Here is a 14616-nt window from a genome sequence, read left to right as displayed (position 1 = left end):
CGGTCCGCCGCAGGCTGGGCCAGGGCCGTGTGTGTCCGAAACACGCGCGGGGACTTGCATTTCGGAGCCTCGTGTGAGGAAAGATGGACCCTCATGTACGCATCTCGAGTGCTTCGTGTGTTCGTCCGGGCGGTCCCGGCCGTGCTGGTCGCGTTGCTCGCCGCCGCCACCTTCGCGGTCGCCGGCGGCGTCGCCTCGGCAGCTCCGATGCCGCTGCCGTCGATCGACAGCGGTGGTGTCACGAGACTGGCGATCGCGCCCGGCCAGAACTCCGTCACCGGCCAGGGGTCCGTGGTGGCGAACAAGATCGCCAATTACTCCATCGGATCGGTCGGGGGGCAGAAGCTGATCTTCGACATCACCTCGAACAACGGCCAGGCCCGCGTGACCGTGGCGCCGCTGATCGGAGGTCCGATCGCAGCCGACGTCCCGCACGCCGAGGTCGTGGCCGACGGCCTCGACTACCAGATCTACGTCAGCTCCGCCGACGGCTCGCCCAGCGACTTCACGCTGACCGTCACCGCCGCCTGATTCCGGGCTCTATTCGGCGGATGCCGGGCGAACACGTTCGCCCGGCATCCGACCGGCAACGCACCCCGACCGGGTAGCCTGACCGACTGTGCACCTGAAGAGTCTGACGCTGAAGGGATTCAAATCCTTCGCGTCCGCGACGACGCTGCGGCTCGAGCCCGGCATCACCTGCGTGGTGGGGCCGAACGGGTCCGGCAAATCGAACGTCGTCGACGCGCTGACCTGGGTGATGGGGGAGCAGGGCGCCAAGGCGCTGCGCGGCGGGAAGATGCAGGACGTCATCTTCGCCGGTACCGCCGGACGGGCGCCGCTGGGCCGCGCCGAAGTCACCCTGACCATCGACAATTCCGACGGCGCGCTGCCCATCGACTACTCCGAGGTCTCGATCACCCGCCGGATGTTCCGCGACGGCGCCGGTGAATACGAGATCAACGGCAACTCCTGCCGGTTGATGGATGTCCAGGAACTGCTGTCCGACTCCGGTATCGGCCGGGAAATGCACGTCATCGTCGGCCAGGGCCAGCTCTCGGCGATTCTGGAATCGCGTCCCGAGGACCGCCGCGCCTTCATCGAAGAGGCCGCGGGCGTGCTCAAACATCGCAAGCGCAAAGAGAAGGCGGTCCGCAAACTCGATGCGATGCAGGCGAATCTGGCCCGTCTGACCGACCTCACCACCGAACTGCGCCGCCAGCTCAAACCGCTGGGCCGCCAGGCCGAGGTGGCCCGGCGCGCGGCCACCGTCCAATCCGAACTGCGCGATGCCCGGCTGCGATTGGCCGCCGACGATCTGGTGGCACGCCGGCGCGAATTGGAAAGTCAGCAGAGCAAGGAAGCCTTCGCGCGCGAACAGCAGATCACCGTGCAGGCCGAATTGGATGCCGCGAATGCGGCGCTGGCGCAGCAGGAATTCCAGCTCTCGCGGCTCACGCCCGGCGCCGAGGCGGCCGCGCAGACCTGGTTCCAGCTGTCGGCGCTGGTGGAACGGGTCAACGCGACCATCCGGATCGCCCGCGACCGGGCCCGCAACCTCACCATCGAACAGCCCACCGGCACCGGCCGCGACCCTGAACAACTCGAGGCCGAGGCGGACCGGGTGCAGGCCGAGGAGGCCGAACTGCTCGAGGCGGTCGAGGTGGCCACGGCGACCCTGGAGGCCGCCCGCGATCAGCTGCTCGACCGCGAACAGGCCGCCAAGGCCGCCGAACAGGCCCACCTGGCCGCGGTGCGCGCCATCGCCGATCGGCGCGAGGGCCTGGCCCGCCTGGCCGGGCAGGTCGATACGCTGCGCCACCGCGCCCAGTCGGCCGACGGCGATATCGCCCGGCTGTCGGAGGCGCTGGCCGCCGCCCGGCAGCGCGGTGATGCCGCCGAGGCCGAATTCGAGTCCGTGCAAACCGAATTGAGCGAACTCGACGCCGGTGAGGAAGGCCTCGACGCCGCCTACGAACACGCCGCCCAGGCGCTGGAGCTGGCCGATGCGCGGGTGACCGAACTGCGCGAAGGCGACCGCGAGGCGGGGAAGAAGGTCGCCTCGCTGACCGCCCGCATCGAGGCGCTGACCATGGGATTGGCCCGCAAGGACGGCGGCGCCTGGCTGCTGGACAACCGCGCCGACGGATTGCAGGGCCGGCTCTCGGGAATGGTGCGGGTACACAGCGGATTCGAGGCCGCGGTGGCCGCCGCGCTCGGTCCGCTGGCCGACGCCATCGCCGCGGACGCACACCCCACCGCGCAGGCGGCGGTGCGGGCGCTCAAGGACGCCGACGGTGGCCGCGCGGCCGTCGTCTACGGCGGTGCGGCGCAGCCCCGCGGCGAGATCGGTGACCTGCCCGCGGGAGTGCGCCCGCTCGCGGACGTGATCGATTGTCCGGACCCGCTGCGCGGTGCGGTCGCGGCGCTCACCGCCGGCACCGTGGTCGTCGACGATCTGACGCAGGCGGCCGAAATCCTCTCCAGCCGACCGGAATTGCGGGTGGTGACCCGCGACGGCGATCTGAGCGGTTCGGGCTGGGTGCTCGGCGGTTCGGACCGCGCGCCGAGCCAGATCGAGGTGCAGGCCGATATCGATGCCGCCGCCGCCGAACTGGTGTCGTGGCAGCGGCAGGCCGAAGAGGTCGAGGCCGCGCTGTCGGGTGCGCTCGCCGAGCAGAACGATCGCAAACAGGCCGTCGACCAGGCATTGCTGGCATTGCACGAATCCGATCAGGCGCTGGTCGCGATCTACGACCGGCTGGGCCGCCTCGGTGCGACAGCGCGCAGCGCGCACTCCGAATACGAGCGGCTGCTGGCCCAGCGCGCCGAGGCCGAATCCGCGCGCGACGAGAACCTGACGGCCCTGGCCGAACTCGAAAGCCGGCTGCGTCACGCCGAATCCGAGCAGTCCGATCTGGATTCCGATGCCGACGCGGGCACCGACACCGCCGGGCAGGAGCGCGAAGAGGCCGCCGCGGCGCTGGCCGAGGCCCGTGCCATGGAGGTGGAGGCCCGGCTGTCGGTGCGCACCGCCGAGGAGCGCGCGGAATCGGTCCGGGGCAAAGCGGATTCGCTGCGCCGCGCGGCGCGCGCCGAACGCGAGACCCGCGCCCGCGCCGAACGGGCCCAGGCCGCCCGCCGCCGTGCCGCCGAGGTGGCGGCGGTGGTCGCCGAATCGGCCGAGCGGATCGCCGCCGAACTGGAAACCGTGGTGGGGGAGGCGGCCGCGCGGCGCGACGAGCTGGTCCGCCGGCGTACCGAATGCGCCGGCCAGGTGGATCAGATCAAGGAGCGGGTGCGCGCGCTGAGCACGCAACTCACACAGCTGACCGACGCCGTGCATCGCGACGAGGTCGCGCGGGCCCAATCCGCGCTGCGCATCGAGCAATTGGAAACCACCATCGCCGAGCAGTTCGGCATCGCGCTCGACGAACTCGTCGCCGAATACGGTCCGCACGTGCCGATGCCGCCGACCGCCCTGGAGATGCAGGAGTACGAGCAGGCCCGCGAACGCGGCGACCAGGTGAGCCCACCGCAGGAAATGCCCTACGACCGCGCCACCCAGGAGCGGCGCGTCAAACGCGCCGAGAAGGATCTCGCCACCCTCGGCAAGGTCAATCCCCTGGCGCTGGAGGAATTCGCGGCCCTGGAGGAGCGCTACAACTTCCTGTCCACCCAACTCGAGGATGTCAAGAAGGCCCGGCAGGATCTCCTCGATGTGGTGGCCGAGGTCGACGCCCGCATTCTGCAGGTGTTCACCGAGGCCTACGAGGACGTGGAACGCGAATTCGTGCAGGTGTTCGGCCGCCTGTTCCCTGGCGGCGAGGGACGGCTGCTGCTGACCGATCCCAGCGATATGCTCACCACCGGTATCGAGGTGGAGGCGCGGCCGCCGGGTAAGAAGGTGAAGCGGCTGTCGCTGTTGTCCGGCGGCGAGAAATCCCTTGCCGCCGTGGCGTTTCTGGTGTCGATCTTCCGGGCCCGCCCCTCCCCGTTCTACGTGATGGACGAGGTCGAGGCGGCCCTGGACGACACCAACCTGCGCCGCCTGATCGGGCTGTTCGAGCAACTGCGGGAGAAGTCGCAGCTGATCGTCATCACCCACCAGAAGCCGACCATGGAGATCGCCGACGCGCTGTACGGCGTCAGCATGCGCGGCGACGGCATCACCCAGGTCATCTCCCAGCGACTGCGCGGGGAGAATCTGGTGGGCGCGACGACCTAGTCGCCCGCCGCGAACCGGGACTTCAGAACCGCGGCGCCGGTGGTGGCCAGCCAGGTCTCCAGGCTCTGCAGACCGGGATGGAACGAGCGGGTCTGCTCGATATCGGCATGCCAGCCGTGGCCCTGATGGCTCAGGCGCCAGGTATTGCCGATCTGTTCACCCAGTGCGTCGGCCTCCGCCTCGGTGATTTCGCGATACCGCACCGGATATCCGGTCGCGCGGGAGATCAGCTCGACGGCGGCGGCGGGGGTCACGGCGTCGCCGGCGAGTTCGAGTGTCTGCCCGGAGAACCGTTCGGGATCGGCGAACGCCAGCGCGGCCACCGCGGCGATATCGTCGACCGCGATCATCTGTGCCGGTCGATCGGCCGGAAACAGGTGGACGTTCACCCCGTCGACGAAGCCGTCGAGCGGCATACCCTGCGCCAGATAGTTCTCCATGAACCGGACCGGGCGCAGCACGGTGTAGCGCATGCCGCTGTCGGCCAGCGCCTGCTCGATCTGCCGCTTTCCGGTACTGCCCCAGGAGATTTCCTTGTCGAACGAGGCCACACCGGTGAAGACGACGTGGTCGGTTCCGGCGTTCCGGGCGGCCTCGATCACGGCGGCACCGCGGGTCGTCTCCAGGTCGACATCCCAGCCGTCGGGCCCGAAGGCCGCCGGTGGAACGAGGAAGACGCCTCGTGTCCCGGCTACCGCCGCGGTCAGGGTGGCCGGTTCGTCGAAGTCGCCGACGGCCACTTCCGCGCCGAGGGCGGCGAGTTCGCGCGCCGCCTCGGCAGCGGGATCACGGACCAGGATGCGGACGGCGACGTTGTCGGCGAGCAGCGCGCGGGCCGTGGCGCCGCCCTGCTTGCCGGTCGCGCCGGTGACGAGAACGAGGTTGTTCTGAATGGTCATTTCGGAGGAGCCCTTCGGTAGAATCGGGTCGGTCGACCCGTATTCGCACGATAGGAGCAGCGTTGTCGTCTCCGCTATTCGCCGACGCGGGGTTTCGTTACGGGGTGCGCGAACCGGCGCCCGCAGCGCCGGGCACCCGGATCGACGCGCGCCGCAACCGGGCTCGTGTCCTCGCCGCCGCCCAGCGGGCCTTCGCCGAATCCGGAACGTCGGTGTCGCTGGCCGAGATCGCCCGCCGCGCCGGTGTGGGGGCGGGCACCGTGCACCGCCATTTCCCGACCAAGACCGACCTGCTCGAGGCCGTGCTGCAGCAACGGATCGACCAGCTCACCGCGCGGGCGTTGATGCTGCGCGACGATCCGGACCCCGCCGCGGCCTTCCTGGCATTCTGCGCGGAGGTCGTCACGCGCACGCCCGGGAACAAGGCGATGTGCGATCTGCTCGACGCCGACGACGGCTGGCCACGGATGCTGCTCCGGGATGCGGGCGAGCGATTTCACCTCGCCCTCGGGCAGTTGCTGGAGGCGGCGCGGCGTGCGGGCGGGGTGCGTGCCGACCTGACCCTGGCCGACGTGCTGGCGATCTTCGCCGGTTGCGTTGCCATGCAGCGTGTTTCGACTGCCCGCGACGAACTGTCCCGCCCCGCCGCCATGCTGCTGGCGGCGATGCGAGCCGACTCGGCCGTAACGAAACCGGCGAATTTTTCTCTCGGCCGTAACGAAACGACGGTGGCCGACGGGAATCGTGACAGCGGGAGTTGCCCGATCTGCGGGGCGCACGTGGCGCATGCGGAGACCGGACGGCCCGCCCGGTACTGCTCGTCCGCGTGCAGGCAGAAGGCCCACCGGCTGCGTCGTGCCGCGAGTGCGGCGGGAAGGAATCCGGTCGGCATCGAGTGATCCACGGCACCATGGGGTTCGGCACTTCGTCGACGGACCGGGTTCTGCGGTACCCGTCCGCGGCCATCCGGCCGCGGGCGTGCAGACCGATTCAGCGCGCCGCCGGCCGCAGCCCGTCGAACACGATGGCGAGCACTCGGTCCACCGCCGCCGGATAGGACTCCCCGGGCTGGGCGTAGACCTGCACGGTCATCAGGAGACCGACTTCGGTGAGGCCGACATCGGTGCGCAGGTCGCCGTCGTGCTGGGCTCGCCGGATCAATTCGCCGATCCGGTCCAGAACTCCCGCACGCACCGCGCCGATCCGCGGGTCGGTGCGGACCATCGCGTGGACGGCCGGTTCGATGGCCGCCGCCAGCGCACCCAGGCGCAGCAGTGCGCACTCGCGCAGGAACCGGCACAACCCGTCCCATGCCGTCGCTTCCTGCGCACCCGCCGATTCGGCCATGCGGGCGAGGCGGTTCAGGTGTGCCTGGGCGGTGGCGACCACCAGGGCGTCGCGGTCGGGGAACCGGCGATACAGCGTGCCGACTCCGACCCCGGCGCGATCGGCGATCAGCTTCATCGGTACATCGGTGCCGCGCTCGGCGAAGACGTCCAGGGCGGCCAGCAGGATGTGATCGCGATTGCTGCGCGCGTCGGCGCGCAGGAACTCCGGGTCGATCGGCTCCGAAACCATCGGCGGCTCCAATCGTGCTCAACAAGTGGACGAATTGCGTCCGCTTAAATTACCATCTACCTAAGCGGACGAAAATCGTCCACTTGAGAAAGGTGGCGACATGGTTGACGTACTCGTCTCCGGCGCGGGGATCGCGGGATCGACGCTGGCCTACTGGCTGAGCCGACACGGATTCGACGTGACCGTGGTCGAGCGGGCCGCCGGGCTGCGCTCCAGCGGCAACCCGGTCGACGTGCGCGGACCGGCGCTCGAAGTGGTGAGCGCCATGGGTGTGCTGCCCGAATTGCATGCTGCCGCAACGGCCGTGGATCGCCTGCGGTTCGTCGATGCGCGGGGCCGTGGGCGCGCCTCGATGCGCGTCGGCGATCGAGAGCGCGGTGAGGTGGAGCTCGCTCGCGCCGATCTCGCCACCATTCTCGCCGGGGCCTCCCGCGACCACGTCGAGATGCGCTGGGGTGACGGTATTTCCGAGATCGAGCAGTCCTCGTCGGGAGTCACCGTCGGGTTCGAGTCGGGGGAGCGGGCGCACTACGACTACGTGCTCGGCGCCGACGGCCTCCATTCGGCGGTGCGCCGGCTGACCTTCGGCGACGACCGGGAATTCGTGCGGCACATGGGGATCTACATCGCCACCGTGCCCCTCACGCGGGCGGCGGGCGCCGGGGACGAGGTGGTCATGTACAACTCGCCTGGGCGGTCGGTATCGGTCCATCCCGCCGGTGGTCGTCCGATCGCGGCCTTCATGTTCCGGCGCGCGCCGGTGGCCGGTCTGGATCACCGCGACGGTGAGGCGCAGCGCCGATTGCTGGTCGCGGAATTCGCCGGGCGGATGGGACCGTTCGAGGATGTGCTGGACGAGGTGCGCGCCGGGGGTGAGCTCTACTTCGACGCCGTCAGTAAGGTGTCGCTTCCGCGCTGGTCGCGGGGCCGGGTCGCCGTCGTGGGAGACGCCGCCTCATGCCTGTCGCTGTTCGGCGACGGATCGAGCCTGGCCATCGCGGGCGCACACACCCTGGCCGAGGAGCTGGCGCGGGCGCCGCACGACCCGGCTACGGCGTGGGAACGCTACGAGCGGCGGCATCGCGATCGGATCGGCGCATCACATCGAGGGGTTCGATTCGCCTCGGCGCTGATGGTGCCCGGGTCGCGTCCGGCTATCGGGCTGCGCAATACTGCGGTCCGCCTGTTCGCGGCTGCGTGATGCTCGCCCGATCGCCGATCCGGCGAGCGACTACAACAGGTCGCTCACGTCGTCGGGGACGTCGACGGCGTATTTGCGCAGGGTTTCCATCGGCACGACCTCGAGTGCGTTCTCGTGGGTCGCGGCCAGGACGACCGGCGCGGCCACCCCGTCCTCATGGGCGTGCAGCCACCGCACCGCGACCACACACCAGCGGTCGCCGGGTTGCAGTCCGGGGAAATTGTTCTCCGGGCGTGGGGTCAGCAGATCGTTGCCGATCGATTTCTGATGCTCCAGGAACTCCTGGGTCACAACAGTGCAGACGGTGTGGCTACCCAGATCCTCGGGGCCGGTGCTGCAGCAGCCGTCCCGGTAGAAGCCGGTGAGAGGATCGGTGCCACACTCCTCCAGCGGTCCCCCAAGCACATTTCGATCGGTCACGAGCCGATCCTATTGTCTCTGTGTCGGATTCGCCGCGCCTTGGGCGGTTGGTATCGGGACGGTTGCCGGTGATGCGTGGCCGGACGGCTTATCGTCCGACGTCGTCGGCGTGTCGGACGTACTCGGACAGTTGCGCGGATAGTGACGAATCGCCCGTACCGTCGCGGGCGCAACACCCGCCTGCCGCCACGCAGGCGCGTTCGCGGGTTCTGACAGGATGGGAACCGTGACTGCGCAAGCCTGGATTCTGATCGCCGCGATCGTCGCCGTACTACTGGTGGCGTTCGTTGCCGGATTCGTCCTGTACAAGCGCCGCCGAGTGAGTATCACCCCGGCGGAGGAGCAGGACAAGCAGCTGACCGACCGATCGGGCGGGTACACCGCAGCCGGTGGCTTCAACTTCAGTCAGGGCGGTGCGGGCTCCGGCACGCTGACCCCACCGCGGCCCGAACCGGTCCCGATCGAACGCACCGACGACGAGGGTCAGCCGCACGTCGGCGACGACGCCGCCATCCCGCGCGACTCGGTGCGCCGGACCATCACCGACGTGCGGTTGCCGGAACCGGAAACCCTCGCCGACCGCCCGGCGGACGGGGCGAGCGCGAGCGCGCCGGCCATCGAACCGGAAACGACGGAAACCCCCGGCGACGGTGTGGCCGCGCCGGAAGCCCCGGAAGCCCCGGCCGAGGCCCCCGCCGCGCCGCCCTCGACCGACGGCGCCACCGCGGTCACGCCCGCCCCCGTCGAGACACCCGAATCCGCTCCGGTGGATTCGGCTCCGACCACGGCTCCGAGCACCCCGACCGCACCTACTCCGACAGCACCGACCCCCACCGCACCGGCGCCCCAGCCCACCGCGGTAGAGGAGATCGAACCCACCGCCGGCCGCCTGACCCGCCTGCGCGGGCGGCTCTCGCGGTCGCAGAACGCGGTCGGCAAGAGCCTGCTCGGCCTGCTCGGCGGCGGTGACCTCGACGAGGACTCGTGGGAAGAGATCGAGGACACCCTGGTCATGGCCGACCTCGGCACCTCGGTCACGACGACCGTGGTCGAGCGGCTGCGCGAGGAATTGGCCGCGCGCAGCGTGCGCACCGCCGAGCAGGCGCGGCAGGTCCTGCGGGATGTGCTGATCGAGGCCCTGCGCCCGGACCTGGATCGTGCGATCCGGGCGCTTCCGCATGCCGACCATCCGTCGATCCTGCTGGTCGTCGGTGTGAACGGCACCGGTAAGACCACCACGACCGGCAAACTGGCGCGCGTCCTGGTCGCCGACGGCCGGCGCGTACTGCTCGGCGCCGCCGACACCTTCCGCGCCGCCGCCGCCGACCAGCTGCAGACCTGGGGTGAGCGGGTCGGCGCCGATACGGTCCGCGGCCGCGAGGGTGCCGATCCGGCATCGGTGGCCTTCGACGCGGTCAGCACCGGCATCGAAGAGGGTGTCGACGCGGTCCTCGTCGACACCGCCGGCCGCCTGCACACCAAGACGGGCCTGATGGACGAGCTGGGCAAGGTCAAGCGCGTGGTGGAGAAGAAGGCCGCCGTCGACGAAGTCCTGCTGGTGCTCGACGCGACCGTCGGGCAGAACGGGCTCACCCAGGCCCGCGTCTTCGCCGAGGTCGTCGACATCACCGGCGTGGTACTCACCAAACTCGACGGCACCGCCAAGGGCGGCATCGTCTTCCAGGTGCAGCACGAGCTCGGCGTGCCGGTGAAACTGGTCGGCCTCGGCGAGGGCGCCGACGATCTGGCCCCCTTCGAACCATCCGCATTCGTCGACGCCCTCCTCGGGTAGCGGCGAGCAGCGAAAACGGCAGTTCCTCCTCATTTCGACACGATCCTCACAGTGCGCCGACATGCGCTGTGTACGCGCTGAAACCTGGTAGCAACACGGCAAGCGGATCCGTTCACGCATGCGAAACATCGCGGCGGCACGGATGAAACACCAGATCGCGACCCTTCTGTGCAGGCTCGTTTGCCGCAGTTTCGGCCGGGCCCGAGATGAGGAGGAACAAGGTGGCGTATCCCTTGCTCGGTGTGCCCGACACCGGCGACACCGCGTGGATGCTGGCGAGCTCCGCGCTCGTTTTGTTGATGACCCCAGGGCTGGCGTTCTTCTACGGCGGTATGGTCCGCTCGAAGAACGTGCTCAACATGATCATGATGAGCATCAGCGCGATGGGCATCGTCGGCGTGCTGTGGTCGCTCTACGGCTTTTCCGAGGCATTCGGTGACAACAAATTCGGCCTGATCGGCAACCCCGCCCAGTTCTTCGGGCTCAAGGGCCTGATCGGCACCAATGCCGTCAAGGCCAGCCCGGCGGACCCGTCGACCGGCGCGTCGGCGGTGGATCAGGTGAACATCCCGCTGGCCGGCACCATTCCGATGACGGTGTTCGTGGCGTTCCAGCTGATGTTCGCCATCATCACAGTGGCTCTGATCTCGGGTGCGGTCGCCGACCGCATGAAGTTCCGCGCATGGGTGGTCTTCGCGATCGCGTGGTCGACCATCGTCTACTTCCCGGTCGCGCACTGGGTGTTCGACTTCGACGTCAAGGACGCCGCGGGCAACATCGTCCACCACGGCGGCTGGATCGCGAACAAGCTGCAGGCCATCGACTTCGCCGGTGGTACCGCGGTGCACATCAACGCCGGTGCCGCGGGCCTGGCGCTGTGCCTGGTGCTCGGCAAGCGCAAGGGCTGGCCGAAGACGCCGATGCGCCCGCACAACCTGCCCTTCGTCATGCTCGGCGCCGGTCTGCTGTGGTTCGGCTGGTTCGGCTTCAACGCCGGTTCCTCGGTGAGCTCCAACGGCCTGGCCGGCTCCACCTTCCTGACCACCACCTTCGCCACCTGCGCCGCGATGATCGGCTGGCTGGTCGTGGAGAAGTTCCGCGACGGCAAGCCCACCAGCCTCGGCGCCGCCTCGGGCATCGTCGCCGGCCTGGTCGCGATCACGCCGTCCTGCTCGTCGGTGAACGTGCTGGGCGCGCTGGTGATCGGCGCGGTGGCCGGTGTGCTGTGCGCGCTGGCGGTCGGGCTGAAGTTCAAGCTCGGTTTCGACGACTCGCTCGACGTGGTCGGCGTGCACCTGGTCGGCGGTGTGGTCGGTACGCTGCTGATCGGTCTGTTCCTCACCCCGGAATCGGGTGCGGGCGCCGGCGGTGCGAAGGGCTTGTTCTACGGCGGCGGTTTCGATCAGCTCGGCAAGCAGGCCGTCGGCGCCTTCACCGTGCTGGCGTTCTCCTTCGTCGTCTCGCTGATTCTGGGTCTGATCATCAAGTACACGATCGGCATTCGTGCTTCCGAGGAAGACGAGTTCAAGGGTATGGACGAGTCGGAGCACGCGGAGACGTCATACGATTTCGCTGCTGTGGGTGGCACGGCACGTACCGCCGTCAAGGAGGCATGACGCAATGAAACTGATCACTGCAATCGTCAAACCGTTCACACTCGAGGACGTCAAGTCCGGGCTCGAGCAAGCCGGTGTGCTGGGAATGACGGTCAGCGAAGTCCAGGGGTACGGCCGCCAGAAGGGGCACACCGAGGTTTACCGCGGCGCGGAGTACTCGGTCGATTTCGTGCCGAAGGTACGGGTCGAGGTCGTCGTGGACGACGCCTCGGTCGAAAAGGTTGTCGAGGTGATCGTCGAGGCCGCGCGCACCGGCAAGATCGGTGACGGCAAGGTCTGGGTGACCCCGGTCGAATCGGTGATCCGGGTCCGAACCGGTGAACGCGGTGCCGACGCACTATAGGAGATGAAGGATTCGGGCAGCCCCGCTCCTGGCACCGGCCGGGGACGGGGCTGCCCGCATGATACGGGTGGTGGTTGCGGGTATGAGTGCAGACGAATTGTCCCAGGGCGCCAAGGAACTGGTGGCCGCCCGAGATCAACTGCTCGACGGTGGTGATCCCCGGCGCCCGCGGCTGAGCGCCGAGGCGCTGCGGCAGGCGCTGGTCGACCTGCACGAGCTGTGGTTGACCACCAAGGGCGCGGAGCTGGGCATCACCGCCGACAGCGGGCTGGCCGTGGTGGCGGTCGGAGGACTGGGCCGGCGCGAGATGCTGCCGTATTCCGATCTGGATCTGATGTTGCTGCACGACGATGTCGATCCCGCGCGGGTGGCCGAGGTGGCCGATCGGCTCTGGTATCCGTTGTGGGACGCCCACATCAAACTGGATCACAGCGTGCGGACCGTGCCGCAGGCGTTGCGCGTGGCCGCCGACGATCTCACCGCCGCGCTGGGCATGCTCGATGCCCGCCACATCGTCGGCGACGCGGAGCTGAGCAATCTGCTCATCGGAGGCGTGCGCCGCGAATGGCGTACCGGAATCCGTTCCCGCTTCGGCGAATTGGTGGAACAGGCGCAGGCGCGGTGGAAGCGCAACGGCGAGATCGCACATCGCGCCGAACCCGACCTCAAGAGCGGTCGCGGTGGGCTGCGCGATATCCAGCTACTCGACGCGCTGGCCATCGCCCAGCTGACCGACGCCATGCCCGGCCTGGGCCCCGACGTTCCCGGCGGAGGTCTCGAGGCCGCCCACCGCCGGCTGCTCGACGTGCGGACCGAACTGCATCGGGTGGCCGGGCGTTCCCGCGATCAGCTGCGCGCCCAGGACGCGGACGAGATCGGCGCCGCGCTGCGCATCGGCGATCGATTCGATCTGGCGCGCACGCTCAGCGATGCGGCGCGCACGGTCGTCTACTCGGTCGACGTCGGCCTGCGCACCGCCGGCAACGCGCTGCCGCGCCGCGGTCTGGCCCGGCTGCGGCGTCTGCCCGTTCGCCGACCTCTCGACGAGGGCGTGGTCGAACACGCCGGCGAGGTGGTGCTGGCCCGCGACGCGCGGCCGCAGCGCGATCCCGGCCTGATCCTGCGGGTCGCCGCCGCCTCGGCGCGCACCGGCCTGCCGATGTCGGCGACCACCCTCAACCGCCTGTCCGAAGACGCTCCCGAACTGCGCGAGCCATGGCCGCGCGAGGCGCTCAACGATCTGCTGGTGCTGCTCGGCGCCGGCCGCAACACCATCGACGCGGTGGAGGCCCTGGATCGAACGGGCTTGTGGGGCAGGCTCTTTCCGGAATGGGGAGCGGTGCGCGACCTGCCGCCGCGCGATGCCGTGCACACCTGGACCGTCGACCGCCACCTGGTCGAAACCGTCGCCTACGCCAGTGCGCTGAGCACCCGGGTCGCCCGGCCGGATCTGCTGCTGCTCGGAGCGTTGCTGCACGATATCGGCAAGGGCCGCACCGAGGATCACAGCGTGGTGGGTGCCGAACTGGCCGACCGGATCGGTCATCGGCTGGGTCTGTGGCCCGACGATGTGCGCAGCCTGGCCACGATCGTGCGGCATCACCTGCTGCTGCCCGAAACAGCGACCCGGCGCGATCTCGATGATCCGGCGACCGCCGCCCGTGTGGTCGACGCGTTGGGCGGTGACCGCCAGCTGCTGGATCTGCTGCACACCCTCGCCGAGGCCGATTCGCTGGCGACCGGTCCGGGTGTGTGGGGGGAGTGGAAGGCGTCCCTGATCGGGGAACTCGTGCGCCGCGGCGAAGCCGCGATGGCGGGAGAGCCCGCACCGCAACGGGTTTCGCCCACGCCGACGGTGGTCGACGCGGCTGTCATGGACAAGGTCGCGGCCGGTGGCGTGCACGTGGAATTGGCGCCCGGTGACGGGCGCTACATCCACACCGTCACGGTCGTGGCTCCCGATACTCCGGGTCTGCTCTCGGAAGCGGCCGGGGTGCTCGCCCTGCACTCCCTGCGGGTGCTCTCCGCGACCTTGACGGCGTCCGGAGACACCGCGATCGACACCTTCGTGGTGACACCGACTTTCGGCAATCCGCCCGACGCCGGTTTGCTGCGCCAGGAGCTGATCCGCGCGATCAACGGCGATCTGAAGCTGGCCTCCGTGCTGGCGGACAAGGAGCGTGAGGCGGCGGCTCGGACCAGCCGGTACGCGCAGGCTCAGCCGAAGGTGATCTGGACCGAGGTCGACCGGCCCGGCGAGGTGGTGCTCGAACTGCGCGCCGAGGACCGCATCGGCCTGCTCAGCCGGTTGGCCGCGGCGCTGGCCGCCCAGGGTGCGGATGTGCGGTGGGCGAAAGCGGACACGATGGGCTCGGTGGTGGTCGACTCGTTCGGCCTCGGCCTGGGCGAGGACGACACTCCGCCGCGGCGCCGTGCCATCGAGGCGGCGCTACTGGGGGTCGTCCCGCATCAGGAGCCGAAGAAACCGAGCGAAACGGACACCGGCGCCGATGCCGGTTAGGTTTACCAACCTCCCGCC

The 14616-nt window shown here is 69.5% G+C and carries 11 protein-coding genes; 8 read left to right on the top strand and 3 right to left on the bottom strand.

Annotated features, from left to right (window positions below; genetic code table 11):
• Positions 1–108: 108 nt before the first annotated feature.
• Both AC5592_RS19230 and smc read left to right on the top strand, forming a co-directional pair.
• Entirely contained in the window at positions 109–531 is a 423-nt protein-coding gene (locus AC5592_RS19230) for a hypothetical protein (protein WP_157122015.1), read from the top strand.
• Positions 532–619: 88 nt separating this feature from the next.
• Positions 620–4228, top strand: a complete 3609-nt coding sequence (smc, locus tag AC5592_RS19225; RefSeq protein WP_063065007.1) for a chromosome segregation protein SMC — start codon at positions 620–622, stop codon at positions 4226–4228.
• On the opposite strand, the gene AC5592_RS19220 is transcribed toward smc, so the two are convergent.
• Complete coding sequence (locus tag AC5592_RS19220; RefSeq protein ID WP_084506874.1) at positions 4225–5127, bottom strand: NmrA family NAD(P)-binding protein; 903 nt, start codon at positions 5125–5127, stop codon at positions 4225–4227. The two genes, smc and AC5592_RS19220, sit on opposite strands and share 4 nt — an antisense overlap.
• Before the next feature lie 62 nt (positions 5128–5189).
• Between AC5592_RS19220 and AC5592_RS19215 the strand changes: the two genes are divergently transcribed.
• The gene (locus AC5592_RS19215; RefSeq protein ID WP_232329436.1) at positions 5190–6026 is read left to right on the top strand and encodes a TetR/AcrR family transcriptional regulator; all 837 of its coding nucleotides are present in this window, start codon (positions 5190–5192) and stop codon (positions 6024–6026) included.
• A 91-nt stretch (positions 6027–6117) separates the two neighbouring features.
• Here AC5592_RS19215 and AC5592_RS19210 read toward each other — a convergent pair whose 3' ends face one another.
• Entirely contained in the window at positions 6118–6705 is a 588-nt protein-coding gene (locus AC5592_RS19210; protein ID WP_063065006.1) for a TetR/AcrR family transcriptional regulator, read from the bottom strand.
• A 100-nt stretch (positions 6706–6805) separates the two neighbouring features.
• On the opposite strand from AC5592_RS19210, the gene AC5592_RS19205 reads away from it, so the two are divergent.
• Positions 6806–7906, top strand: coding sequence for an FAD-dependent oxidoreductase (locus AC5592_RS19205; protein WP_063065005.1), 1101 nt, complete (start codon positions 6806–6808; stop codon positions 7904–7906).
• A gap of 30 nt (positions 7907–7936) precedes the next feature.
• Here the strand turns inward: AC5592_RS19205 and AC5592_RS19200 are convergent, their stop codons facing one another.
• The gene (locus AC5592_RS19200; RefSeq protein ID WP_030513055.1) at positions 7937–8326 is read right to left on the bottom strand and encodes a DUF2237 family protein; all 390 of its coding nucleotides are present in this window, start codon (positions 8324–8326) and stop codon (positions 7937–7939) included.
• Positions 8327–8552: 226 nt separating this feature from the next.
• Between AC5592_RS19200 and ftsY the strand changes: the two genes are divergently transcribed.
• From ftsY to AC5592_RS19180, 4 genes are all read left to right on the top strand, one after another.
• Positions 8553–10118: a signal recognition particle-docking protein FtsY gene (gene ftsY / locus AC5592_RS19195; protein WP_063065037.1), complete on the top strand. Its 1566-nt coding sequence runs from the start codon at positions 8553–8555 to the stop codon at positions 10116–10118.
• Between the two features lie 206 nt (positions 10119–10324).
• Positions 10325–11734, top strand: coding sequence for an ammonium transporter (locus tag AC5592_RS19190; RefSeq protein ID WP_086007268.1), 1410 nt, complete (start codon positions 10325–10327; stop codon positions 11732–11734).
• 4 nt (positions 11735–11738) lie between these two features.
• Entirely contained in the window at positions 11739–12077 is a 339-nt protein-coding gene (locus AC5592_RS19185; protein ID WP_030513058.1) for a P-II family nitrogen regulator, read from the top strand.
• An 82-nt stretch (positions 12078–12159) separates the two neighbouring features.
• The gene (locus AC5592_RS19180; RefSeq protein WP_232329435.1) at positions 12160–14598 is read left to right on the top strand and encodes a [protein-PII] uridylyltransferase; all 2439 of its coding nucleotides are present in this window, start codon (positions 12160–12162) and stop codon (positions 14596–14598) included.
• The last annotated feature ends 18 nt before the right edge of the window (positions 14599–14616 follow it).

Origin of the sequence: Nocardia violaceofusca NBRC 14427, assembly GCF_963869435.1 — a bacterium.
Lineage (GTDB): Bacteria > Actinomycetota > Actinomycetes > Mycobacteriales > Mycobacteriaceae > Nocardia > Nocardia aobensis.
This window is presented reverse-complemented; position numbering and strand designations above follow the sequence as displayed.

Coding starts and splice junctions, on each gene's coding strand:
- AC5592_RS19180 (WP_232329435.1), top strand. CDS start 12,160: ATGAGTGCAGACGAATTGTCCCAGGGCGCCAAGGAACTGGTGGCCGCC.
- AC5592_RS19220 (WP_084506874.1), bottom strand. CDS start 5,127: ATGACCATTCAGAACAACCTCGTTCTCGTCACCGGCGCGACCGGCAAG.
- AC5592_RS19205 (WP_063065005.1), top strand. CDS start 6,806: ATGGTTGACGTACTCGTCTCCGGCGCGGGGATCGCGGGATCGACGCTG.
- AC5592_RS19190 (WP_086007268.1), top strand. CDS start 10,325: ATGAGGAGGAACAAGGTGGCGTATCCCTTGCTCGGTGTGCCCGACACC.
- AC5592_RS19185 (WP_030513058.1), top strand. CDS start 11,739: ATGAAACTGATCACTGCAATCGTCAAACCGTTCACACTCGAGGACGTC.
- AC5592_RS19210 (WP_063065006.1), bottom strand. CDS start 6,705: ATGGTTTCGGAGCCGATCGACCCGGAGTTCCTGCGCGCCGACGCGCGC.